The 25,269-nt window shown below is 67.4% G+C and carries 4 protein-coding genes; all 4 read right to left on the bottom strand.

The features are described from left to right. Positions 1-38: 38 nt before the first annotated feature. Positions 39-1,397, bottom strand: coding sequence for an HlyD family type I secretion periplasmic adaptor subunit (locus tag ACXZ1M_RS12200; protein ID WP_459053415.1), 1,359 nt, complete (start codon positions 1,395-1,397; stop codon positions 39-41). Continuing rightward, complete coding sequence (locus ACXZ1M_RS12205; protein ID WP_459053416.1) at positions 1,370-3,520, bottom strand: peptidase domain-containing ABC transporter; 2,151 nt, start codon at positions 3,518-3,520, stop codon at positions 1,370-1,372. The genes ACXZ1M_RS12200 and ACXZ1M_RS12205 overlap by 28 nt, the downstream gene beginning before the upstream one ends. 285 nt (positions 3,521-3,805) lie before the next feature. Beyond that, complete coding sequence (locus ACXZ1M_RS12210; protein ID WP_459053417.1) at positions 3,806-11,725, bottom strand: heme utilization protein; 7,920 nt, start codon at positions 11,723-11,725, stop codon at positions 3,806-3,808. Between the two features lie 410 nt (positions 11,726-12,135). Then, positions 12,136-25,221: a beta strand repeat-containing protein gene (locus tag ACXZ1M_RS12215; protein ID WP_459053418.1), complete on the bottom strand. Its 13,086-nt coding sequence runs from the start codon at positions 25,219-25,221 to the stop codon at positions 12,136-12,138. Between the last annotated feature and the right edge of the window lie 48 nt (positions 25,222-25,269).

The raw sequence follows: 25,269 nt of genomic DNA on the forward strand, positions 1-25,269 counted from the left end.
GATAGGGCTAGTTGGTATGGGGTGGGCGGACGGGATGCTCAGGGTTCGCGGATCGACTCGTCGACCGCCTTGGTCAACGGCCACAACAGATAGGACATGACGGTGCGGTGGCCCACGACGATCTCGGCCGACAAGGTCATGCCCGGCAACAGGCCGGCGCCGGGCGCCATCTTTTTCAGTTTCACGCTGCCCAGCGACACGCGGCTCAGGTAGTAGGCGTCCAGGCCCTCGCCGGCCGAGGCGGCGTCGCGCTTGAAGGCGTCCTGGCTGATGGTGCGCACCTTGCCGTCCAACATGCCGTGCTTCTGGAACGAGAAGGCGTCGACCTTGACGTGGGCGATGTCGCCGGCCTTGATGTAGCCGATGTCGAGCGAATCGATCTGCACTTCCGCTTCCAGCTCGGCGCCCAGCGGCACCAGGGTGAACAGCGGCTCGGCCTCGCGCACGATGGAGCCCACCGACAGCTTGGCGATCTCCAGCACCACGCCGTCGGCCGGCGCCACCATGTGCACCATGCGGTGGCGCATGTCGGCCTTGGTCAATTGTTCGCTGATGCCGTCGCGCTCGCGCGTGGCCGACAGCAGGTCTTCCATGGTCTTCTGACGCCAGCTCTTGCCGAAGGCGGCCCGCTCGGCCTGGGCCGAGGCCAGCTCGCGTCCCATTTCCAGCAATTTGTTTTGCTGCATGATCATGTCGCGCTCGACCGACAGGCGGCGGTCGCGCGCTTCCAGCAGGTGCATCTTGGCGCCGAACTGCTCGGCCATCAGCTGCTCCTGCATGGCTTCCACTTCGCGCAGCGACTTGACGCGCTGGGCCAGGATCACCTGGTCGCGCTGGTTGGTTTCCAGCCCGGCCTGCAGGCGCGCGATGTTCTGGTCCATCTTCGACTTCTGCGCCTCGAAATTGGCCTGGCGCTCGGACGACAGTTGCGATTGCAGCAGGCTGTCGGCGTCCTTGCGCCCGCCCTCCGGCACGCGCCGGCCTTCCAGCTCGGCGCGCAGGCCGGCGGCCTGGGTATCCATGCTTTGCAGGCGGGTGCGCAGCTGGGTCTCGTCGGCCTGGGTGAAGGTCGGATCCAGCGTCGCCAGCAGCTGGCCCTTCTTGACCACCTGGCCGACCCGCACTTCGATGCGCTGGATCACCGAGGTTTCCAGCGGCTGCACCACGATGTTCGGCAGCGGGTTGACCAGCCGGCCGCGCGCCACCACCACTTTTTCCACGCTCGACAGGCTGGCCCACAGGATGAAGGTGACCAGCGCGCCGAGCAGCACGTGCAGGGTGATACGCACGAAGCGCGGCAACGGGCCGCGCTCGATGGCATCGGCGTCCGGCAGGAAGGCGATCTCGGTCTTGTCTTTGCCGGGCTTGGTCACAGGTGGCTTGTTTGCTGGTTCCATAAGTGCAGGTAAGTTTCGCTACGGGTGAGCAGTTCTTCATGGCGGCCGGCATCCATCAGGCGGCCCTGCTGCATGACCATGATCTTGTCGGCGTTGACCAGGGTCGACAGGCGGTGCGAAATCATCACCACCGTGCGGCCCACCGCGATGCGCGACAGGTTGTTGATAAAGATGGCTTCGCTTTCGGGGTCGAGCGCGCTGGCCGCTTCGTCCAGGATCAGGATGCGCGGCTTGGCCACCAGGGTGCGGGCGATCGACAGGCGCTGCTTCTGGCCGCCCGACAGGTTGGCGGCGTTTTCTTCCAGCATGGTGTCGTAGCCCATCGGCAGGCGTTCGATGAACTCGTCGGCGCCGGCGGCGGCCGCCGCTTCCACCAGCTCTTCAAAGGTGGCGTCGGGCTTGGTGATGGACAGGTTCTCGCGCACCGTGCCGCGGAACAGGAAGTTCTCCTGCAGCACCACGCCGATCTGGCGCCGCAGGTGCGACAGCTCGATCTCGCGCGCATCGATGCCGTCGAAACGGACGATGCCTTCGACCACCGGGTAGAGGCCCTGGATCAGCTTGGTCAAGGTGGTCTTGCCGGAACCGCTGCGGCCGACGATGCCGACCACGGTGCCCTGCTCGATGGTGAAGCTGGCCTTGTTCAGCGCCATCGCCTGCGCGCCCGGGTAGCGGAAGGTCACCTCGTCGAAATGGATATCGCCGCGCAGCTGCGGACGCAGGCCGTTGGCGCCGGCGCGGCCCTCGGGCGCGCGGTTCATCACCTCGCCCAGCATCTTCACCGACAGCGCGGTTTCCTGGTACTCGTTGACCAGGCCGACGATCGAGATCAGCGGCCCGGTGACGCGCCCGGCCAGCATCTGGAAGGCGATCAGCGCACCGACCGAGAGCGAATTGTCGAACACCGCCTGGGCGCCGATCACGATCAGCGTCACCGGCATCAGCTTGCCGAGGAAGTCGGTGATGGCGTTGCCGGCGATGGAGATCTGGCCGACCCGGAAGTGCATGGTGATGGCTTCGGCCGAGCGCTGGTCCCAGATGCGGCGCTGGCTCGGTTCGATCGCCAGCGCCTTGACCGTGCGCATGCCGTGGATCGCTTCGACCAGCATGGCCTGGCGCTGGCCTTCGGCCGCGTACAGCGCGTTGAGGCGGCGCTGGAAGGTCGGAATCATCGACACCACCACGATCGCGATCAGGGCCGTGAACAACAGCACGATCAGGGTCAGCTGGAACGAGTAGGTGAACAGGATGGGGATGAACACCAGCAGCGAGATCAGGTCCAGCGCGGTGAAGAACAGGCGGCCGGTGAGGAAGCTGCGGATTTTTTCCAACTGCTGCATGTGGCGCGTGACCACGCCGGCGCTGGTGGTTTCAAAAAAGTCGATCGGCAACGACAGCAGGTGGCTGAAGGTGCGGCGCGTCAGCCGCATGTCGATCTTGTTGGAGGCGGCCAGCGTCAGCGTCTGGCGCAGGAAGCCGAAGCTGGCGTCGAACAGCAGGGCCAGCACGATGCCCACCGCCAGCACCCACAGCGTGGTGACGCTCTGGTGGGTCAGCACCTTGTCGATCACCAGCTGGAAGAAGATCGGCGAGGCCAGCGCCAGCAGCTGCATGGCGACGGCGGCGATGAAGATGTCGCGGAAGGCCGCCTTTTGCTTGAGGATCTCGGGAATGAACCAGCGCAGGCCGAACGGCTGGTTCGGGTCGCTGAGCTTGTGTTGGCGCTTGATGAACACCACGTCGCCGCTCCAGCGCCGCTCGAACTCGCTGCGCGCCACCATCACCACGGTGGCGTTGGCGCTGGCCGGGTTGAGCACGGCGGCCTGCTCTTCGCCCTCGCCCTCGGCCGCGCGCACGCCCACCACGATCACCATATTGCCGTCGTTCAGGCGCGCCATCAGCGGGAACACGCCATCCTGCGCCATCAGGCGCGACCAGTCGAGCTTGTCGATCTTGGCCTTCAGGCCGATATCGGTGGCAATCCGCATCAGCTCGCCATTTCCCGGTTCTTCCGCCCGCAGGGCGTAGTCGTCAATCAGGCGTTCGGGATTGATTTGCAAGCCGTGGTGCTGGGCGATCGCAGTCAGGCACTGGATCGCGGTGTGGGGAAATTTATCGTGCATTGTGACGGGACGGATGCATGGTCGTACATGGCAACATCGATGACCACCTTGTTGGTTGACCTGGGTAAAACTTGCAACAGCGCACTATTACGCCGTCTGAGGATTCTACCCTAGCGCGCTGTTTCCCGGCGCATTTTCTGCTGCGGAACAACGGCCGTTTCCCCGTCCTGTTCGCGGCACCGCCACAACCGTTTCCGGGCTTCCCGACTAGCAAAAAAAAAGCGGCAAGACCGCGAGGTCTTGCCGCCTTGGCGCCGGAGCGGACTCCGGCGTGGCGCTCAGCGCTTACTTGACAGCCAGGATGCCGTGGCTGGCGGCGCTTTGCAGCGCCTTCAGTCGCAGCGCGTCCTCGGTGGCGACGGCGGTGCTGGCCGCGCCCAGCTGGGCCGCGCTGTACTGGCCGATGGCGCTGGCCAAGGCAGCGGCGTTGTTGCCGACGCTGCCAGGCACTTCCAGCTTGGCCGTGCCGGCCGCCGCCGCCGCCGCGGTGTAACCGGACAGGGCTTGCGTCAGGCTGCTCACCGAGGTGGTCAGCGAGGCGCCCGGGGCCGCCATCTGGAACCACACGTCGGCCGCCTGATGGGTGTTGCCGTCGCTGGTCTCGTAGGTCGAGGTGATGCCGACGATGTTGCCGTTGTTGAGCGAGGCGTTCTGCTTGGCGTCCAGGTTCAGCTTGGTGATGCCGAGGTCGCCCAGCGATTTCAGCTCGTCGGCCTGGCTGATGCCGTCGGCGTTGCCATCGATCCACACCTGCAGCTTGCCGTAGGCCTGGTCCGCGCTGTCGATCACGCCATCGCGGTTGGTGTCGAGCTCGTCCATCGCCTGGTAGCCGGTGGCCGCTTTCTGGCCGGTGGCCAGCGTGGTGCCGGAACCGAACAGCTCGCTACCATCGTTGATCACGCCGTCGCCGTTGCGATCCAGGACCAGCAGGCCGTCGCCGCCGCCGACCCAGCCGGTGGCGCCTTTCTGGCCGGTCGCCTGCAGGTCGAACTGCACGCCGGCCGAGATGTTCAGCGTCGCGATGCCGTTACCGTCCAGGTCCAGCACGATCGGCGTGCCCAGCGGCGAAGGCAGCGCGGCGATCTGGTCGCTGGTCAGGCCCGGTACCTGGGCGCTGGTGATGGCGCACACCTGGCTGCTGGTCAGCGAGTGGATCTGGTCGGTCGTCAGGCTGCCGATCTGGTCGGTGGTCAAGGACGCGATGGCAGCGGTGCGCAGCGCCACCATGTCGGCCGTTTCCAGCGCGCGCAGCTGGTCGGTGCTCAGTGCGCGGACCTGGGCGGTGCTCAGGACGGCGACCTGGGCGCTGCCCAAGCCAACGATCTGATCGGTGGTCAGGGCCTGGACCTGGCTGGTTTTCAGGCCGACGAAGGCGCCGGTCTTGAGCGCGGCCACGTCTTCGGTACCCAGCGCGCCGACCGCATCGCTGCTCAGCGCGGCCACTTGGCCGGAGCTCAGCAATGCTGCCTGGGTGCTGGTCAGCGCCACCGCCTGGTTGGTGCTCAGGAAGGACAGGCTGGCGGTGCTCAGCGCCACCACCTGGGTCGCGCTCAGGTTGCCGATCTGGTCGGTGGTCAGCGCGGTCAGTTGCGCGGTCTTCAGCGCGGCGATCAGGCCGGTGCGCAGCACCGACAGGTCGGCCGTCTCGATGGCGGCGATGCCGTCGGTCGACAGCGCGCCGAATTGCGTGGTGCTCAGCGCATTGAATTGCGCCGAGTTCAGCGCCACCACCTGGTTGGTGGTCAGGCCGGCCGACAGGGTGGTGGTCGCCAGTGCACCGATCTGGCCGGTGGTCAGCACGCCAACCTGGTCGGTCGTCAAGGCGCCCAGCTGGTCGGAGCTGAGGACCGCGATGCCGCCGGTTTTCAGCGCGGCCAGGTCGGCCGTTTCGATCGCGGCGATGGCCGAGGTGCCCAGCGCCGTGACTTGCTTGCTGGTCAGTACGCCGACCTGGGTGCTGGTCAGGGCAACGATCTGGTCGGTCGTCAGGTTGGCCACCTGGCTGGTGGTCAGGGCGGCAACCGCGCTGGTCTTCAGTGCTTGCAGGTCGTCCGTTTGCAAGGCGGCGATGTTGTCGGTGCTCAGCAGGACCACTTGGCCCGAGCCCAGCGCGCCGGCCTGGCTGGTGGTCAGCGCCACCACCTGGTTGGTGCTCAGGGCGACGATGCTGGACGAGCTCAGCGCGGCGACCTGGCTGGTGGTCAGGTTGCCGATCTGGTCGGTGGTCAGCGCGGTCAGCTGGGCCGTTTTCAGGCTGGCGATGACGCTGGTTTTCAAGCCCACGATGTCGGCCGTCTCGATGGCGGCGATGCTGTCGGTCGACAGTGCGACGAACTGGGTGGTGGTCAGGCCGGCCAACTGGCCCGAGCTCAGCGCCACGACCTGGTTGGTGGTCAGGCCGTAGGCCAGGCTGGTGGTGCTCAGCGCGCCGATCTGGGCGCTGGTCAACACGCCGACCTGGTCGGTCGTCAGGGCGCCGACCTGGTCGGTGCTGAGGACCGCGATGCCGCCGGTTTTCAGCGCGGCCAGATCCGCCGTTTCAATCGCGGCGATGGCCGAGGTGCCGAGCGCCGTGACGTGCTTGCTGGTCAGCACGCCGACTTGGGCGCTGCTCAGGGCGACGATCTGGTCGGTCGACAGGTTGGCCGCCTGGGCGGTGGTCAGCGCGGCGAAGGTGCTGGCCTTGAGGGCTTGCAGGTCTTCGGTTTGCAGGGCCACCAGGCCGTCGGTGCTCAGCGCGGCGAACTGGCCGGAGCTCAGCACGCCGGCTTGGCTGGTGGTCAGCGCCACCACCTGGTTGGTGCTCAGCGCGCCGATGCTGGCGGTGCTCAGCGCGGCGACTTGGCCGCTGGTCAGGTTGCCGATCTGGTCGGTGGTCAGGGCAGCCAGCTGGGCCGACTTCAGGGTCGCAATGACGCTGGTTTTCAGGCCGATGATGTCGGCCGTCTCGATGGCGGCAATGGCGTCGGTCGACAGCGCGCCGAACTGGGTGGTGGTCAGGCCGGCCAGCTGGGCCGAGCTCATCGCCACGACCTGGTTGGTGGTCAAGCCGTAGGCCAGGCTGTTGGTGCTCAGCGCGCCGATCTGGGCGCTGGTCAGCACGCCGACCTGGTCGGTCGTCAAGGCGCCGACCTGGTCGGTGCTGAGGACGGCGATGCCGCCGGTTTTCAGCGCGGCCAGATCCGCCGTTTCAATCGCGGCGATGGCCGAGGTACCGAGCGCGACGACATGCTTGCTGGTCAGCACGCCGACCTGGGCGCTGCTCAGGGCAACGATCTGGTCGGTCGACAGGTTGGCCGCCTGGGCGGTGGTCAGCGCGGCGAAGGTGCTGGCCTTGAGGGCTTGCAGGTCGTCGGTTTGCAGGGCCACCAGGCCGTCGGTGCTCAGCGCGGCGAACTGGCCGGAGCTCAGCACGCCGGCTTGGCTGCTGGTCAGCGCCACCACTTGATTGGTGCTCAGCGCGCCGATGCTGGCGGTGCTCAGCGCGGCGACTTGGCCGCTGGTCAGGTTGCCGACCTGGTCGGTGGTCAGGGCAGCCAGCTGGGCCGACTTCAGGGTCGCGATGACGCTGGTTTTCAGGCCGATGATGTCGGCCGTCTCGATGGCGGCAATGGCGTCGGTCGACAGCGCGCCGAACTGGGTGGTGGTCAGGCCGGCCAGCTGGGCCGAGCTCATCGCCACGACTTGGTTGGTGGTCAGGCCGTAGGCCAGGCTGTTGGTGCTCAGCGCGCCGATCTGGGCGCTGGTCAGCACGCCGACCTGGTCGGTCGTCAGGGCGCCGACCTGGTCGGTGCTGAGGACGGCGATGCCGCCGGTTTTCAGCGCGGCCAGATCCGCCGTTTCAATCGCGGCGATGGCCGAGGTGCCCAGCGCGACGACATGCTTGCTGGTCAGCACGCCGATCTGGGCGCTGCTCAGGGCGACGATCTGGTCGGTCGACAGGTTGGCCGCCTGGGCGGTGGTCAGCGCGGCGAAGGTGCTGGCCTTGAGGGCTTGCAGGTCGTCGGTTTGCAGGGCCACCAAGCCGTCGGTGCTCAGCGCTGCGAACTGGCCGGAGCTCAGCACGCCGGCTTGGCTGGTGGTCAGCGCCACCACCTGGTTGGTGCTCAGCGCGCCGATGCTGGCGGTGCTCAGCGCGGCGATCTGGCCGCTGGTCAGGTTGCCCACCTGGTCGGTGGTCAGGGCGGCCAGCTGGGACGACTTCAGGGTCGCGATGACGCTAGTTTTCAGGCCGATGATGTCGGCCGTCTCGATGGCGGCAATGGCGTCGGTCGACAGCGCGCCGAACTGGGTGGTGGTCAGGCCGGCCAGCTGGGCCGAGCTCATCGCCACGACCTGGTTGGTGGTCAAGCCGTAGGCCAGGCTGTTGGTGCTCAGCGCGCCGATCTGGGCGCTGGTCAGCACGCCGACCTGGTCGGTCGTCAAGGCGCCGACCTGGTCGGTGCTGAGGACGGCGATGCCGCCGGTTTTCAGCGCAGCCAGATCAGCCGTTTCAATCGCGGCGATGGCCGAGGTGCCCAGCGCGACGACATGCTTGCTGGTCAGCACGCCGACCTGGGCGCTGCTCAGGGCGACGATCTGGTCGGTCGACAGGTTGGCCGCTTGGGCGGTGGTCAGCGCGGCGAAGGTGGTGGCCTTGAGGGCTTGCAGGTCGTCGGTTTGCAGGGCGACGATGGCGTCGGTGCTCAGCGCGGCGAACTGGCCGGAGCTCAGCACGGCGGCCTGGCTGCTGGTCAGCGCCACGACCTGGTTGGTGCTCAGCGCGCCGATGCTGGCGGTGCTCAGCGCGGCGACTTGGCCGCTGGTCAGGTTGCCGATCTGGTCGGTGGTCAGGGCAGCCAGCTGGGCCGACTTCAGGGTCGCAATGACGCTGGTTTTCAGGCCGATGATGTCGGCCGTCTCGATGGCGGCAATGGCGTCGGTCGACAGCGCGCCGAACTGGGTGGTGGTCAGGCCGGCCAGCTGGGCCGAGCTCATCGCCACGACCTGGTTGGTGGTCAAGCCGTAGGCCAGGCTGTTGGTGCTCAGCGCGCCGATCTGGGCGCTGGTCAGCACGCCGACCTGGTCGGTCGTCAAGGCGCCGACCTGGTCGGTGCTGAGGACGGCGATGCCGCCGGTTTTCAGCGCGGCCAGATCCGCCGTTTCAATCGCGGCGATGGCCGAGGTACCGAGCGCGACGACATGCTTGCTGGTCAGCACGCCGACCTGGGCGCTGCTCAGGGCAACGATCTGGTCGGTCGACAGGTTGGCCGCCTGGGCGGTGGTCAGCGCGGCGAAGGTGCTGGCCTTGAGGGCTTGCAGGTCGTCGGTTTGCAGGGCCACCAGGCCGTCGGTGCTCAGCGCGGCGAACTGGCCGGAGCTCAGCACGCCGGCTTGGCTGCTGGTCAGCGCCACCACTTGATTGGTGCTCAGCGCGCCGATGCTGGCGGTGCTCAGCGCGGCGACTTGGCCGCTGGTCAGGTTGCCGACCTGGTCGGTGGTCAGGGCAGCCAGCTGGGCCGACTTCAGGGTCGCGATGACGCTGGTTTTCAGGCCGATGATGTCGGCCGTCTCGATGGCGGCAATGGCGTCGGTCGACAGCGCGCCGAACTGGGTGGTGGTCAGGCCGGCCAGCTGGGCCGAGCTCATCGCCACGACCTGGTTGGTGGTCAGGCCGTAGGCCAGGCTGTTGGTGCTCAGCGCGCCGATCTGGGCGCTGGTCAGCACGCCGACCTGGTCGGTCGTCAGGGCGCCGACCTGGTCGGTGCTGAGGACGGCGATGCCGCCGGTTTTCAGCGCGGCCAGATCCGCCGTTTCAATCGCGGCGATGGCCGAGGTGCCCAGCGCGACGACATGCTTGCTGGTCAGCACGCCGACCTGGGCGCTGCTCAGGGCGACGATCTGGTCGGTCGACAGGTTGGCCGCTTGGGCGGTGGTCAGCGCGGCGAAGGTGGTGGCCTTGAGGGCTTGCAGGTCGTCGGTTTGCAGGGCGACGATGGCGTCGGTGCTCAGCGCGGCGAACTGGCCGGAGCTCAGCACGGCGGCCTGGCTGCTGGTCAGCGCCACGACCTGGTTGGTGCTCAGCGCGCCGATGCTGGCGGTGCTCAGCGCGGTGACCTGGCTGGTGGTCAGGTTACCGACCTGGTCGGTGGTCAGGGCGGCCAGCTGGGACGATTTCAGGGTCGCGATGACGCTGGTTTTCAGGCCGATGATGTCGGCCGTCTCGATGGCGGCAATGGCGTCGGTCGACAGCGCGCCGAACTGGGTGGTGGTCAGGCCGGCCAGCTGGGCCGAGCTCATCGCCACGACCTGGTTGGTGGTCAGGCCGTAGGCCAGGCTGTTGGTGCTCAGCGCGCCGATCTGGGCGCTGGTCAGCACGCCGACCTGGTCGGTCGTCAAGGCGCCGACCTGGTCGGTGCTGAGGACCGCGATGCCGCCGGTTTTCAGCGCAGCCAGATCCGCCGTTTCGATCGCGGCGATGGCCGAGGTGCCCAGCGCGGCGACATGCTTGCTGGTCAGGACGCCGACCTGGGCGCTGCTCAGGGCAACGATCTGGTCGGTCGACAGGTTGGCCGCCTGGGCGGTGGTCAGCGCGGCGAAGGTGCTGGCCTTGATGGCTTGCAGGTCGTCGGTTTGCAGGGCGACGATGGCGTCGGTGCTCAGCGCGGCGAACTGGCCGGAGCTCAGCACGGCGGCCTGGTTGCTGGTCAGCGCCACGACCTGGTTGGTGCTCAGTGCGGCAACGCTGGCGCTGCTCAGGGCGGCCACTTGGCCGTTGGTCAGATTACCGATCTGGTCGGTGGTCAGGGCGGCCAGCTGGGACGACTTCAGGGTCGCGATGACGCTGGTTTTGAGGGCGATCAGGTCGGCCGTCTCGATGGCGGCTACCGCGTCGGTCGACAACGCGCCGAATTGGGTGGTGGTCAGGCCCGCCAGTTGGGACGAGCTCATCGCCACAACCTGGTTGGTGGTCAGGCCGTAGGCCAGGCTGGTGGTGCTCAGGGCAGCGATCTGGGCGCTGCTCAGCACGCCGACCTGGTCGGTCGTCAGGGCGCCGACCTGGTCGGTGCTCAGCACGGCGATGCCGCCGGTTTTCAGGGCGGCCAGGTCGGCCGTCTCGATGGCGGCGATGGCCGAGGTGCCGAGGGCGGCAACGTGCTTGCTGGTCAGCACGCCGACTTGGGCGCTGGTCAGAGCGACGATCTGGTCGGTCGACAGGTTGGCCGCTTGCGCGGTCGACAGGGCGGCGAAGGTGCTGGCCTTGAGGGCTTGCAAGTCGTCGGTTTGCAGGGCGACGATGCTGTCGGTGCTCAGTGCGGCGAACTGGGCCGAGCTCAATACGGCGGCCTGGCTGCTGGTCAGGGCCACGACCTGGTTGGTGCTCAGCGCGCCGATGCTGGCGCTGCTCAGGGCGACCACTTGGCCGCTGGTCAGGTTGCCGATCTGGTCGGTGGTCAAGGCGGCCAGCTGGGACGATTTCAGGGTCGCAATGACGCTGGTTTTCAGGGCGATCAGGTCGGCCGTCTCGATGGCGGCCACATTGTTGGTCGACAGCGCGCCGAATTGCAGCGTGCTCAGGCCGGCCAACTGGCTCGAACTCAGGGCCACCAACTGGTCGGTGCTCAGGCCGTAGGCCAGGCTGTTGGTGCTCAACGCGGCGATCTGGCCGCTGGTCAGCACGCCGACCTGGTCGGTGGTCAGGGCGCCGATCTGGTCGGTATTGAGGATGGCAATGTTGCCGGTTTTCAGGGCCAGCAGGTCGGCCGTTTCCAGTGCGGCGAGCGCCGACGTGCCCAGCGCGGCGACCTGGTTGCTGCCCAAGGCGGCCACCTGGGCGCTTTGCAGCGCGACGATTTGGTTGGTCGACAGGGTGTTGACCTGATTGGTGGTGAGGCCGACGATCGCCGTGGCTTTCAGCGCCTGCAAGTCGTTGGTTTCCAGCGCCACGATGGAGTCGGTCGACAGTGCCGCGACTTGGCGCGAGCTCAGGGCCGCGACCTGGTTGCTGGTCAGCGCCACGATCTGGTCAGTGGTCAAGCCATAGGCCAGGGTGGTGGTGGTCATGGCCACAATGTGGGCCGCCGTCATGACGCCAATCTGGTCGGTCGTGAAGGCCTGGAATTGTCGGGTATTGAGCGCAGCTATATCACTGGTCGCCATGGTGGCGACGGTGGAGGTCGCCAGTGCGGCGATCTGATGGGTTTCCATGCTGGTGATGAGGCTCATTTCCATTCTCCTAGGGCACTACACGTTCTATGGGGACAAACATCGGAGCCGACGGGGGGTTTCCGTGGGCTCCGATTCTTTATGGGGGACTGCGTATGTCGAGGACTGCTGGCGATGGTTTTACTGCCGGTAGGCTACTTAAGTTCTTAACGTCAACTACCATAACAACTTTAGGATGCACTGCGTTATTTTTTCCAGGAGACAACGAAGTTCGGCGCAAAAAAACCACAACCATGCCTTCCCGTTCGTCCCGACGCCTGCTTAGCGTAAAGCGACTTTTTTCCGCAGCGCATTAAGCTGTTTTTGTTTATGTGTGGAAAGGCAAAAAGCGGGCCAGCGCATCTGTTGTACAAATGAAAACGGCAAGGCTTGCGCCTTGCCGTTTTTAGCTTGCTACGCTGCCGCAGGCCTTATTTGTGCGGTACCGCGAGGTAACCTTGGGCGCCACCTTGCAGCGCTTTGAGGCGCAGCTCGCTGTCGACCACGGTGCTATCGAGGCTGGCTGGCTTGCCGTCGGCGCCGTAGCGTTTCAGCGCGTCGGCCAGCTGGGCGGCATTGGCGTTGACGCCGCTACCGCGTACATCCAGCTGTCCGCCCGCCGGTGCGCTGGCGCCGCTGCCGGCGGCAAACGTCGCCATGGCCTGGGTCATGCCGCTGACGTTGCTGGTCAGGGCCTGCGAGGCGGCGCCGACCTGGAACCAGACGTCGGCCGCCTGGTGGGTCTTGCCGTCGCTGGTCTCGAAGGTCGACTTGGCGCCGATGAAGTTGCCGTTGCCGCTGGCCTCCAGCGTCTGTTTGACATCCAGATTCAGCTTGGTGATGCCCAGGTCCGCCAGGGATTGCAGTTCAGCGGCCTGGCTGATGCCGTCGCCGTTGCCATCCACCCACACCTGCAGGCTGCTGAAGGCGCTGTCCGAACTGTCGATGACGCCATCGCCGTTGGTGTCGAGCTCGGCCATCGCTTCGTAGCCGTTGGCGGCCTTGGTGCCGTTGGCCAGCGTGGTGCCCGAACCGAACAGCTCGCGACCATCGTTGATCACGCCATCATGGTTGCGATCGAGGACCAGCAAGCCGTCGCCACCGCTGACCCAGCCGGTCTTGACTTGGCTGCCATTGGCCAGCAGGTCGAATTCGACGCCCTGCTCCATGCCGACGGTCTGGATGCCGTCGCCGTTCAGGTCCAGCACGATCGGCGTCAGCGAGATCAGCGCCGAAGTCTGGCTCGGGGTCATGGCGTGGAACTGGGCCGAGTTCAGCGCGTGGATCTGCTGCGTGGACAGCGCGTGGATCTGGTTGGTCGTCATGCCGGCGATGCCTTGGGTCGAGATCGCAGCAATCTGGCGCGTCGTCAGGCCGGCCACGGCGTTGGTCGACATCGCCGCCAGGTCGGCCGTTTCCAGTCCGTTGATCGCCGCCGTGCTCAGGCCGACGATCTGGCGCGAGCTCAGCGCGGCAACCTGGTTGGCGGTCAGCGCGGCAGCCTGGCTGGCGCTCAACGCGCCGAGCTGGGCGCTGGTCAGCACCGTCAAGCCGGCGGTGCTGATGACACCGATGTCGGCCGTTTCGATCGCCGCCAACTGCGCCGTTTTCAGCACGCTCAGTTGCGTGGTGCCCAGCGACGAGACCTGGCTGGTGGTCAGCGCCACAATCTGGTCGGTGCTCAGCGACACCACGCTGCTGGTACCCAGCGCCGCCACTTGGTTGGCCGACAGGTTGGCCACCTGGGTGGTGCTCAGGGCGGCGACCTGCGCGGTGCGCAGCACGCCCATCGCGTTGGTGGTCAGGCCCGACAGGTCAGCGGTTTCAATCGCCGCCACACTGCTGGTGGACAGCGCGGTGATTTGCGCCGTGGCCAGGCTGCCAAGCTGGGCCGCGGTCAAGGCCACCACCTGGGCGGTGGTCAGCGCCGCAATGCTGCCGGTGCTCAGTGCCGCCAGGGTGGCGGTGGCCAGGGTGTTCACCTGCGCGGTGGTCAGCGCCTGGACCTGGTTGGTGGACAAGGTCGCCAGCACGGCGGTTTTGAGCGCGCCCAGGTCGCCGGTTTCCAGTGCAGCGATATTGTTGGTCGACAAGTTCGCCACTTGCGCGGTGCTCAGCGCGGCGGCTTCGCCGTTGGTCAGCGCAACGATCTGCTGGGTGGTCAGCGCCTTCATCTGCGCTGCCGTCAGCGAACCGATGGCGTTGGTGCTCAGCGCGGCGAAGTCGGCCGTTTCCAGCGCGGCAACCGCGTTGGTCGACAGGCTGACCACTTGCGCAGCGCTCAGCACGCCGGCTTGGGCGGCGGTCAGCGCCACCACTTGCGCGGTGCTCAGCGCGGCGGTGGAAGCGGTGCTCAGGGCAACGATCTGGTTGGTCGACAGCAGCGCCAGTTGGGCGGCGGTCAGGCCGGCCAGCTGGGCCGTGCGCAGCACGGCGATCTCACTGGTGGTCAGGCTGGCCAGGTCGGCGGTTTCGATGGCGCCGATGGCGTTGCTGCTCAGCGCGGCGAACTGCGTGGTGGTCAGGCTACCCAGTTGAGCGCCGGTCAGTGCCACGACCTGCTCGGTGTCCAGCGCGGCGATGCCGCCGGTGGTCAGCGCTGCCAGCGAGGCGGTTGCCAACGTCGACAGTTGCAGGGTCGTCAGCGCGGCGACCTGGGCGGTGCCCAAGGCGGCGATGGCGGCGGTCTTGATCGCGCCCAGATCGGCGGTTTCCAGTGCCACCACGTTGTTGGTCGACAGACCAGCCACTTGCGCGGTGCTCAGCGCGCCGGCTTGGCCAGCGCTCAACGCCACGATCTGCTGGGTGGTCAGCGCCTTCATCTGCGCTGCCGTCAGCGAACCGATGGCGTTGCTGCTCAGGGCGGCGAAGTCGGCCGTTTCCAGCGCGGCGATCGAGTTGGTCGACAGGCTGACCACTTGCGCGGTGCTCAGCACACCGGCTTGCGCGGCGGTCAGCGCAGCCACTTGAGCGGTGCTCAGCGTGGCGGTGGCAGCGGTGCTCAGGGCAACGATCTGGTTGGTCGACAGCAGCGCCAGTTGGGCGGCGGTCAGGCCGGCCAGCTGGGCCGTGCGCAGCACGGCGATTTCGCTGGTGGTCAGGCTGGCCAGGTCGGCGGTTTCGATGGCGCCGATGGCGTTGCTGCTCAAGGCTGCGAACTGGGCGGCGGTCAGGCTGCCCAGTTGGCCGCCGGTCAGGGCGACAACCTGGTCGGTGCCGAACGCTGCGATACCGCCGGTGCTCAGGGCTGCCAGCGAGGCAGTTGCCAGAGTCGACAGTTGCAGGGTCGTCAGCGACGCAACCTGGGCGGTACCCAGAGCGGCGATCGCGGCAGTCTTGATCGCGCCCAGATCGGCGGTTTCCAGAGCAACCACGTTGGTGGTCGACAGGCCGGCCACTTGCGCGGTGCTCAGCGCGGCAGCTTCACCGACGGTCAGTGCAGCGATCTGCTGGGTAGTCAGCGCTTTCATCTGCGCCGGGGTCAGCGAGATGATGGCGTTGGTGCTCAGGGCGGCGAAGTCGGCCGTTTCCAGCGCGGCGATCGCGTTGGTCGACAGGCTGGCCACCTGCGCGGTGCTCAGCACGCCGGCTTGCGCGGCGGTCAGCGCCACCACTTGGGCGGTGCTCAGTGCGGCAGTGGCAGCGGTGCTCAGGGCAACGATCTGGTTGGTCGACAGCAGCGCCAATTGGGCTGCGGTCAGGCCGGCCAGCTGGCTGGTGCGCAGCGCGGCGATTTCACTGGTGGTCAGGCTGGCCAGGTCGGCGGTTTCGATGGCGCCGATGGCGTTGCTGCTCAGCGCGGCAAACTGCGTCGTGGTCAGGCTGCCCAGTTGGCCGCCGGTCAGGGCAACAACCTGGTCGGTACCGAAGGCTGCGATGCCGCCGGTGGTCAGGGCCGCCAGCGAAGCCGTTGCCAGGGTCGACAGTTGCAGGGTCGTCAGCGATGCAACCTGGGCGGTGCCCAAGGCGGCGATGGCGGCGGTCTTGATCGCGCCCAGGTCGGCGGTTTCCAGAGCAACCACGTTGGTGGTCGACAGGCCGGCGACTTGCGCGGTGCTCAGCGCAGCGGCTTCACCGACGGTCAGTGCAACGATCTGCTGAGTGGTCAGCGCCTTCATCTGCGCCGGGGTCAGCGAGATGATGGCGTTAGTGCTCAGGGCGGCGAAGTCGGCCGTTTCCAGCGCGGCGATCGCGTTGGTCGACAGGCTGGCCACTTGCGCGGTGCTCAGCACTCCGGCTTGCGCGGCGGTCAGCGCCACCACTTGGGCGGTGCTCAGTGCGGCAGTGGCAGCGGTGCTCAGGGCAACGATCTGGTTGGTCGACAGCAGCGCCAGTTGAGCGGCGGTCAGGCCGGCCAGCTGGCTGGTGCGCAGCGCGGCAATTTCACTGGTGGTCAGGCTGGCCAGGTCGGCGGTTTCGATGGCGCCGATGGCGTTGCTGCTCAGCGCGGCAAACTGCGTCGTGGTCAGGCTGCCCAGTTGGCCGCCGGTCAGAGCAACAACCTGGTCGGTACCGAAGGCTGCGATGCCGCCGGTGGTCAGGGCCGCCAGCGAGGCGGTCGCCAGCGTCGACAGTTGCAGGGTCGTCAGCGACGCAACCTGGGCGGTGCCCAAGGCGGCGATGGCGGCGGTCTTGATCGCGCCCAGATCGGCGGTTTCCAGTGCAACCACATTGGTGGTCGACAGGCCGGCCACTTGCGCGGTGCTCAACGCGGCAGCTTCGCCGACGGTCAGCGCAACGATCTGCTGGGTGGTCAGCGCCTTCATCTGCGCCGGGGTCAGCGAGATGATGGCGTTAGTGCTCAGGGCGGCGAAGTCGGCCGTTTCCAGCGCGGCGATCGCGTTGGTCGACAGGCTGGCCACTTGCGCGGTGCTCAGCACGCCGGCTTGGGCAGCGGTCAGCGCGACTACTTGAGCAGTGCTCAGGGAAGCGGTGGCAGCGGTGCTCAGGGCAACGATCTGGTTGGTCGACAGCAGCGCCAATTGAGCGGCGCTCAGGCCGGCCAGCTGGGCCGTGCGCAGCACGGCGATTTCATTGGTAGTCAGGCTGGCCAGGTCGGCGGTTTCGATGGCGCCGATGGCGTTGCTGCTCAAGGCTGCGAACTGAGCCGTGGTCAGGCTGCCCAATTGGCCGCCGGTCAGCGCGACAACCTGGTCAGTACTGAAGGCTGCGATACCGCCGGTGGTCAGGGCCGCCAGCGAGGCAGTTGCCAGGGTCGACAGTTGCAGAGTCGTCAGCGCGGCGACCTGGGCGGTGCCCAGAGCGGCGATGGCGGCGGTCTTGATCGCGCCCAGATCGGCGGTTTCCAGAGCAACCACGTTGGTGGTCGACAGGCCGGCCACTTGCGCGGTGCTCAGCGCGGCAGCTTCACCGACGGTCAGCGCAACGATCTGCTGGGTGGTCAGTGCTTTCATCTGCGCCGGGGTCAGCGAGATGATGGCGTTGGTGCTCAGTGCGGCGAAGTCGGCCGTTTCCAGCGCGGCGATCGCATTGGTCGACAGGCTGGCCACTTGCGCGGTGCTCAGCACGCCGGCTTGGGCAGCGGTCAGCGCGACTACTTGAGCAGTGCTCAGGGAAGCGGTGGCAGCGGTGCTCAGGGCAACGATCTGGTTGGTCGACAGCAGCGCCAGTTGAGCGGCGGTCAGGCCGGCCAGCTGGCTGGTGCGCAGCGCAGCGATTTCATTGGTGGTCAGGCTGGCCAGGTCGGCGGTTTCGATGGCGCCGATGGCGTTGCTGCTCAGCGCGGCAAACTGCGTCGTGGTCAGGCTACCCAGTTGGCCGCCGGTCAGCGCGACAACCTGGTCGGTACCGAAGGCTGCGATGCCACCGGTGGTCAGGGCCGCCAGCGAGGCGGTTGCCAGGGTCGACAGTTGCAGGGTCGTCAGCGCGGCGACTTGGGCGGTACCCAAGGCGGCGATGGCGGCGGTCTTGATCGCGCCCAGATCGGCGGTTTCCAGTGCAACCACGTTGGTGGTCGACAGGCCGGCCACTTGCGCGGTGCTCAGTGCGGCAGCTTCACCGACGGTCAGTGCAACGATCTGTTGAGTGGTCAGCGCTTTCATCTGCGCCGGGGTCAGCGAGATGATGGCGTTGGTGCTCAGGGCGGCGAAGTCGGCCGTTTCCAGCGCGGCAATCGCGTTGGTCGACAGGCTCGCCACTTGCGCGGTGCTCAGCACGCCGGCTTGGGCGGCGGTCAGTGCCACCACTTGGGCAGTGCTCAGGGAGGCGGTGGCAGCGGTGCTCAGGGCAACGATCTGATTGGTCGACAGCAGCGCCACTTGGGCGGCAGTCAAGCCGGCCAGCTGGCTGGTGCGCAGCGCAGCGATTTCATTGGTGGTCAGGCTGGCCAGGTCGGCGGTTTCAATCGCGCCGATGGCGTTGCTGCTCAGCGCGGCAAATTGCGCGGTGGTCAGGCTACCCAGTTGGCCGCCGGTCAGGGCGACGACTTGCTCGGTGCCGAAGGCTGCGATACCGCCGGTGGTCAGGGCTGCCAACGAAGCGGTTGCCAGGGTCGACAGTTGCAGGGTCGTCAGCGCGGCAACCTGGGCGGTGCCCAAGGCAGCGATGGCGGCGGTCTTGATCGCGCCCAGATCGGCAGTTTCCAGTGCAACCACATTGGTGGTCGACAGGCCGGCTACTTGCGCGGTACTCAGCGCGGCAGCTTCACCGACGGTCAGTGCGACGATCTGTTGAGTGGTCAGCGCTTTCATCTGCGCCGGGGTCAGCGAGATGATGGCGTTGGTGCTCAGGGCGGCGAAGTCGGCCGTTTCCAGCGCGGCAATCGCGTTGGTCGACAGGCTGGCCACTTGCGCGGTGCTCAGCACGCCGGCTTGGGCAGCGGTCAGCGCCACCACTTGGGCGGTGCTCAGTGCGGCGGCGGCAGCGGTGCTCAGGGCAACGATCTGGTTGGTCGACAGCAGCGCCACTTGGGCGGCGGTCAGGCCGGCCAGCTGGCTGGTGCGCAGCGCAGCGATTTCATTGGTGGTCAGGCTGGCCAGGTCGGCGGTTTCGATCGCGCCGATGGCGTTGCTGCTCAAGGCTGCGAACTGAGCCGTGGTCAGGCTGCCCAGTTGTGCGCCGGTCAGCGCTACGACTTGCTCGGTGTCCAGCACGGCGATGCTGCCTGTGCTCAGAGCGGCCAGCGAAGCGGTCGCCAGGGTCGACAGCTGCAGAGTGCTCAGGGCTGCGACTTGCGAGGTCCCCAGGATGGCGATGGCGGCGGTCTTGATCGCGCCGAGGTCGGCGGTTTCCAGTGCCACCACGTCGTCGGTCGACAGGCCGGCCACTTGCGCAGTGCTCAGCGCGCCGGCTTGACCTGCGGTCAGTGCAACGATCTGTTGGGTGGTCAGCGCTTTGACTTGCGCGGCGGTCAGCGCGGCAATCGCGTTGGTGCTCAGTGCGGCGAAGTCAGCCGTTTCCAGCGCGGCGACCGAAGTGGTCGACAGGCTGACCACTTGTGCGGCGCTCAGCACGCCGGCTTGCGCGGCGGTCAGTGCGGCCACTTGGGCGGTGCTCAGTGCGGCGGTGGCAGCGGTGCTCAGGGCAACGATCTGGTTGGTCGACAGCAGCGCCAGTTGGGCGGCGGTCAGGCCGGCCAGCTGGGCCGTGCGCAGCACGGCGATCTCACTGGTGGTCAGGCTGGCCAGGTCGGCGGTTTCGATGGCGCCGATGGCGTTGCTGCTCAGCGCGGCAAATTGCGCGGTGGTCAGGCTGCCCAGTTGGCCGCCGGTCAGGGCGACGACTTGCTCGGTGCCGAAGGCTGCGATGCCGCCGGTGGTCAGGGCCGCCAGCGAGGCGGTCGCCAGGGTCGACAGTTGCAGGGTCGTCAGCGACGCAACCTGGGCAGTACCCAGTGCTGCGATGGCGGCGGTCTTGATCGCGCCCAGATCGGCGGTTTCCAGCGCAGCCACGTTGGTGGTCGACAGGCCGGCCACTTGCGCGGTGCTCAGCGCAGCGGCTTCGCCGACGGTCAGCGCAACGATCTGCTGGGTGGTCAGCGCCTTCATCTGCGCCGGGGTCAGCGAGATGATGGCGTTAGTGCTCAGGGCGGCGAAGTCAGCCGTTTCCAGCGCGGCAATCGCGTTGGTCGACAGGCTGGCAACTTGCGCGGTGCTCAGCACGCCGGCTTGGGCGGCGGTCAGCGCGACTACTTGAGCAGTGCTCAGGGAAGCGGTGGCAGCGGTGCTCAACGCAACGATCTGGTTGGTCGACAGCAGCGCCAATTGGGCTGCGGTCAGGCCGGCCAGCTGACTGGTGCGCAGCGCGGCGATTTCATTGGTGGTCAGGCTGGCCAGGTCGGCGGTTTCAATCGCGCCGATGGCGTTGCTGCTCAGCGCGGCAAATTGCGCGGTGGTCAGGCTGCCCAGTTGGCCGCCGGTCAGGGCGACGACCTGCTCGGTGCCGAAGGCTGCGATGCCGCCGGTGGTCAGGGCCGCCAGCGAGGCGGTCGCCAGAGTCGACAGTTGCAGGGTCGTCAGCGCGGCAACCTGGGCGGTGCCCAGAGCGGCGATGGCGGCGGTCTTGATCGCGCCCAGATCGGCGGTTTCCAGCGCAACCACGTTGGTGGTCGACAGGCCGGCCACTTGCGCGGTGCTCAGCGCGGCAGCTTCACCGACGGTCAGTGCAACGATCTGTTGGGTGGTCAGCGCTTTCATCTGCGCCGGGGTCAGCGAGATGATGGCGTTGGTGCTCAGGGCGGCGAAGTCGGCCGTTTCCAGCGCGGCGATCGCGTTGGTCGACAGGCTGGCAACTTGCGCGGTGCTCAGCACACCAGCTTGGGCAGCGGTCAACGCAACTACTTGAGCGGTGCTCAGGGAAGCGGTGGCAGCGGTGCTCAGGGCAACGATCTGGTTGGTCGACAGCAGCGCCACTTGGGCGGCGGTCAGGCCGGCTACCTGCGCCGTGCGCAGCACAGCGATTTCATTAGTAGTCAGGCTGGCCAGGTCGGCGGTTTCGATGGCGGCGATGGCGTTGCTGCTCAGCGCGGCAAATTGGGCCGTGGTCAGGCTACCCAGTTGGCCGCCGGTCAGGGCAACAACCTGGTCGGTGCCGAAGGCTGCGATGCCGCCGGTGGTCAGGGCTGCCAGCGAAGCCGTTGCCAGGGTCGACAGTTGCAGGGTCGTCAGCGACGCAACCTGGGCGGTACCCAAGGCGGCGATGGCGGCGGTCTTGATCGCGCCCAGATCGGCGGTTTCCAGTGCAACCACGTTGGTGGTCGACAGGCCGGCCACTTGCGCGGTGCTCAGCGCAGCAGCTTCACCGACGGTCAGTGCAACGATCTGTTGGGTGGTCAGCGCTTTCATCTGCGCCGGGGTCAGCGAGATGATGGCATTGGTGCTCAGGGCGGCGAAGTCGGCCGTTTCCAGCGCGGCGATCGCGTTGGTCGACAGGCTGGCCACCTGCGCGGTGCTCAGCACGCCGGCTTGGGCAGCGGTCAGCGCCACCACTTGCGCGGTGCTCAGTGCGGCGGCGGCGGCGGTGCTCAGGGCAACGATCTGGTTGGTCGACAGCAAGGCCACTTGGGCGGCGGTCAGGCCGGCCAGTTGGGCGGTGCGCAGCGCGGCGATTTCATTGGTGGTCAAGCTGGCCAGGTCGGCGGTTTCGATGGCGCCGATGGCGTTGCTGCTCAAGGCTGCGAACTGGGCCGTGGTCAGACTGCCCAGCTGGGCGCCGGTCAGCGCGACGACTTGCTCGGTGTCCAGCGCGGCGATACCGCCGGTGCTCAGGGCTGCCAGCGAGGCAGTTGCCAGGGTCGACAGTTGCAGGGTCGTCAGCGCGGCGACCTGGGCGGTGCCCAAGGCGGCGATGGCGGCGGTCTTGATCGCGCCCAGATCGGCGGTTTCCAGAGCCACCACGTTGGTGGTCGACAGGCCGGCCACTTGCGCGGTGCTCAGCGCGGCAGCTTCGCCCACGGTCAGCGCAACGATCTGCTGGGTGGTCAGCGCCTTCATCTGCGCCGGGGTCAGCGAGATGATGGCATTGGTGCTCAGGGCGGCGAAGTCGGCCGTTTCCAGCGCGGCAATCGCGTTGGTCGACAGGCTGGCCACTTGCGCGGTGCTCAGCACGCCGGCTTGGGCGGCGGTCAACGCGACTACCTGAGCAGTGCTCAGGGAGGCGGTAGCAGCGGTGCTCAGCGCAACGATCTGGTTGGTCGACAGCAGGGCCACCTGGGCGGCGGTCAAGCCGGCCAGCTGGCTGGTGCGCAGCGCGGCGATTTCATTGGTGGTCAGGCTGGCCAGGTCGGCGGTTTCGATGGCGCCGATGGCGTTGCTGCTCAAGGCTGCGAACTGGGCCGTGGTCAGGCTGCCCAGCTGGGCGCCGGTCAGTGCTACGACTTGCTCGGTGTCCAGCACGGCGATGCTGCCGGTGCTCAGGGCGGCCAGCGAAGCGGTCGCCAGGGTCGACAGCTGCAGGGTGCTCAGGGCTGCGACTTGCGAGGTCCCCAGGATGGCGATGGCGGCGGTCTTGATCGCGCCGAGGTCGGCGGTTTCCAGTGCCACCACGTCGTCGGTCGACAGGCCAGCCACTTGCGCGGTGCTCAGTGCGCCGGCTTGACCAGCGGTCAGCGCAACGATCTGCAGGGTGGTCAGTGCTTTGACTTGCGCGGCGGTCAGCGCGGCAATCGCGTTGGTGCTCAGTGCGGCGAAGTCAGCCGTTTCCAGCGCGGCGATCGAGTTGGTCGACAGGCTGACCACTTGTGCGGCGCTCAGCACGCCGGCTTGCGCGGCGGTCAGCGCCACCACTTGGGCGGTGCTCAGTGCGGCAGTGGCAGCGGTGCTCAGGGCAACGATCTGGTTGGTCGACAGCAGCGCCAGTTGGGCGGCGGTCAGGCCGGCCAGCTGGGCCGTGCGCAGTGCGGCGATCTCGCTGGTGGTCAGGCTGGCCAGGTCGGCGGTTTCAATCGCGCCGATGGCGTTGCTGCTCAGCGCGGCAAATTGCGCGGTGGTCAGGCTACCCAGTTGGCCGCCGGTCAGGGCGACAACTTGTTCGGTGTCCAGCGCGGCGATGCCGCCGGTGCTCAGGGCGGTCAGCGAAGCGGTTGCCAGGGTCGACAGTTGCAGGGTCGTCAGCGCGGCGACCTGGACGGTACCCAAGGCGGCGATGGCGGCGGTCTTGATCGCGCCCAGGTCGGCGGTTTCCAGTGCCACCACGTTGGTGGTCGACAGGCCGGCCACTTGCGCGGTGCTCAGCGCGGCAGCTTCGCCGACGGTCAGCGCAACGATCTGCTGGGTGGTCAGGGCTTTCATCTGCGCCGGGGTCAGCGAGATGATGGCGTTAGTGCTCAGGGCGGCGAAGTCGGCCGTTTCCAGCGCGGCGATCGCGTTGGTCGACAGGCTGGCCACTTGCGCGGTGCTCAGCACGCCGGCTTGGGCGGCGGTCAGTGCCACCACTTGGGCAGTGCTCAGGGAGGCGGTGGCAGCGGTGCTCAGGGCAACGATCTGGTTGGTCGACAGCAGCGCCACTTGGGCGGCGGTCAGGCCGGCCACCTGCGCCGTGCGCAGCACAGCGATTTCATTGGTGGTCAGGCTGGCCAGGTCGGCGGTTTCGATGGCGCCGATGGCGTTGCTGCTCAGTGCGGCAAATTGGGCGGTGGTCAGGCTGCCCAGTTGGGCGCCGGTCAGGGCGACGACTTGCTCGGTGTCCAATGCGGCGATGCCGCCGGTGCTCAGGGCGGTCAGCGAAGCGGTCGCCAGGGTCGACAGCTGCAGGGTGCTCAGGGCTGCGACTTGCGAGGTCCCCAGGATGGCGATGGCGGCGGTCTTGATCGCGCCGAGGTCGGCGGTTTCCAGTGCCGCTACGTCGTCGGTCGACAGGCCGGCTACTTGCGCGGTGCTCAGTGCGCCGGCTTGACCAGCGGTCAGCGCAACGATCTGCAGGGTGGTCAGTGCTTTGACTTGTGCGGCGGTCAGCGCGGCAATCGCGTTGGTGCTCAATGCGGCGAAGTCGGCCGTTTCCAGCGCGGCGACCGAATTGGTCGACAGGCTGACCACTTGCGCGGCGCTCAGCACGCCGGCTTGGGCGGCGGTGAGCGCCACCACTTGGGCGGTGCTCAGCGCGGCGGTGGCAGCAGTGCTCAGGGCAACGATCTGGTTGGTCGACAGCAGCGCCAGTTGGGCGGCGGTCAGGCCGGCCAGCTGGGCCGTGCGCAGCACGGCGATCTCACTGGTGGTCAGGCTGGCCAGGTCGGCGGTTTCAATCGCGCCGATGGCGTTGCTGCTCAGCGCGGCAAATTGCGCGGTGGTCAGGCTGCCCAGTTGGCCGCCGGTCAGGGCTGCCACTTGGCTGGTGCCCAGCGCGGCGATGCCGCCGGTGGTCAGGGCCGTCAGCGAGGCGGTTGCCAGGGTCGACAGTTGCAGGGTGCTCAGCGCGGCAACCTGGGCGGTGCTCAGGGCGGCGATGGCGGCGGTCTTGATCGCGCCCAGGTCAGCCGTTTCCAATGCAGCCACATCGTCGGTCGACAGGCCGGCCACTTGGGCGGTGCTCAGCGCGCCGGCCTGATTGGCGGTCAGCGCTACGATTTGTTGGGTGGTCAGCGCTTTCACTTGCGCAGCGGTCAGCGCGGCGACGGCGGCGGTGCTCAGGGCGGCGAAGTCGGCCGTCTCCAGTGCAGCGGTGGCGTTGGTCGACAACGCGACCACTTGTGCGGCGCTCAGCACGCCGGCTTGGGCAGCGGTCAGCGCGGCCACTTGCGCGGTGCTCAGAACGGCGGCAGAACCGGTGCTCAATGCCACGATCTGATTGGTCGACAGCAGTGCCAGTTGGGCGGCCGTCAGGCCAGCCAGCTGGGCGGTGCGCAGTACGGCGATTTCGTTGGTGGTCAGGCCCGACAGGTCGGCGGTCTCGATCGCGCCGATGGCGTTGCTGCTCAGGGCTGCGAACTGGGCGTTCGTCAGGCTGCCCAGTTGGGCGCCGGTCAGCGCCACGACTTGTTCGGTGTCCAGCGCGGCGATGCCGCTGGTGCTCAGAGCGCTCAGCGAGGCGGTCGCCAGGGTCGACAATTGCAGGGTGGTCAGTGCAGCGACCTGGCTGGTGCTCAGCGCGGCGATGGCCGCGGTCTTGATGGCGCCGAGGTCGGCAGTTTCCAGCACGGCGACCTGGGTGGAGCTCAGGGCAGCAACCTGGGCCGTGCCGAGGGCGCCGGCGACGTTGGCCGACAAGGCGACGATCTGGTCGGTGGTCAGGGCTTTGGTCTGGTTGACGGACAGACCGGCAATACTGTTGGTCGATAGCGCCGCGATGCCGGCGGTGGCTAGCGTGGCCACGCTGGAGGTGGTGAGCACCGCCAACTGGTTCGACAACAGGGCGCCGGCCTGGTTGGCGGTCATGTACGGCGCTTGGGCGCTGGTCAAGCCGCCGGCGAGGGCCGTGGTCGTCAGGGCCTGGATTTGGTTGGTCGTGAACGCTTGGAATTGATCAGAATTGAGCCCCGCGATGTCCTCCGTCCCCAAGGACGTGATTTGAGAAGTCGAGGCAGCCGCGATTTGCGCGGTGCTAAAGTTGACGAAAATGCTGCTCATTCTAATTTCTCCTGGAGGGTACGGCCATACTCAGAGCGCACTCGACCC

Source organism: Duganella paludis, assembly GCF_054461335.1.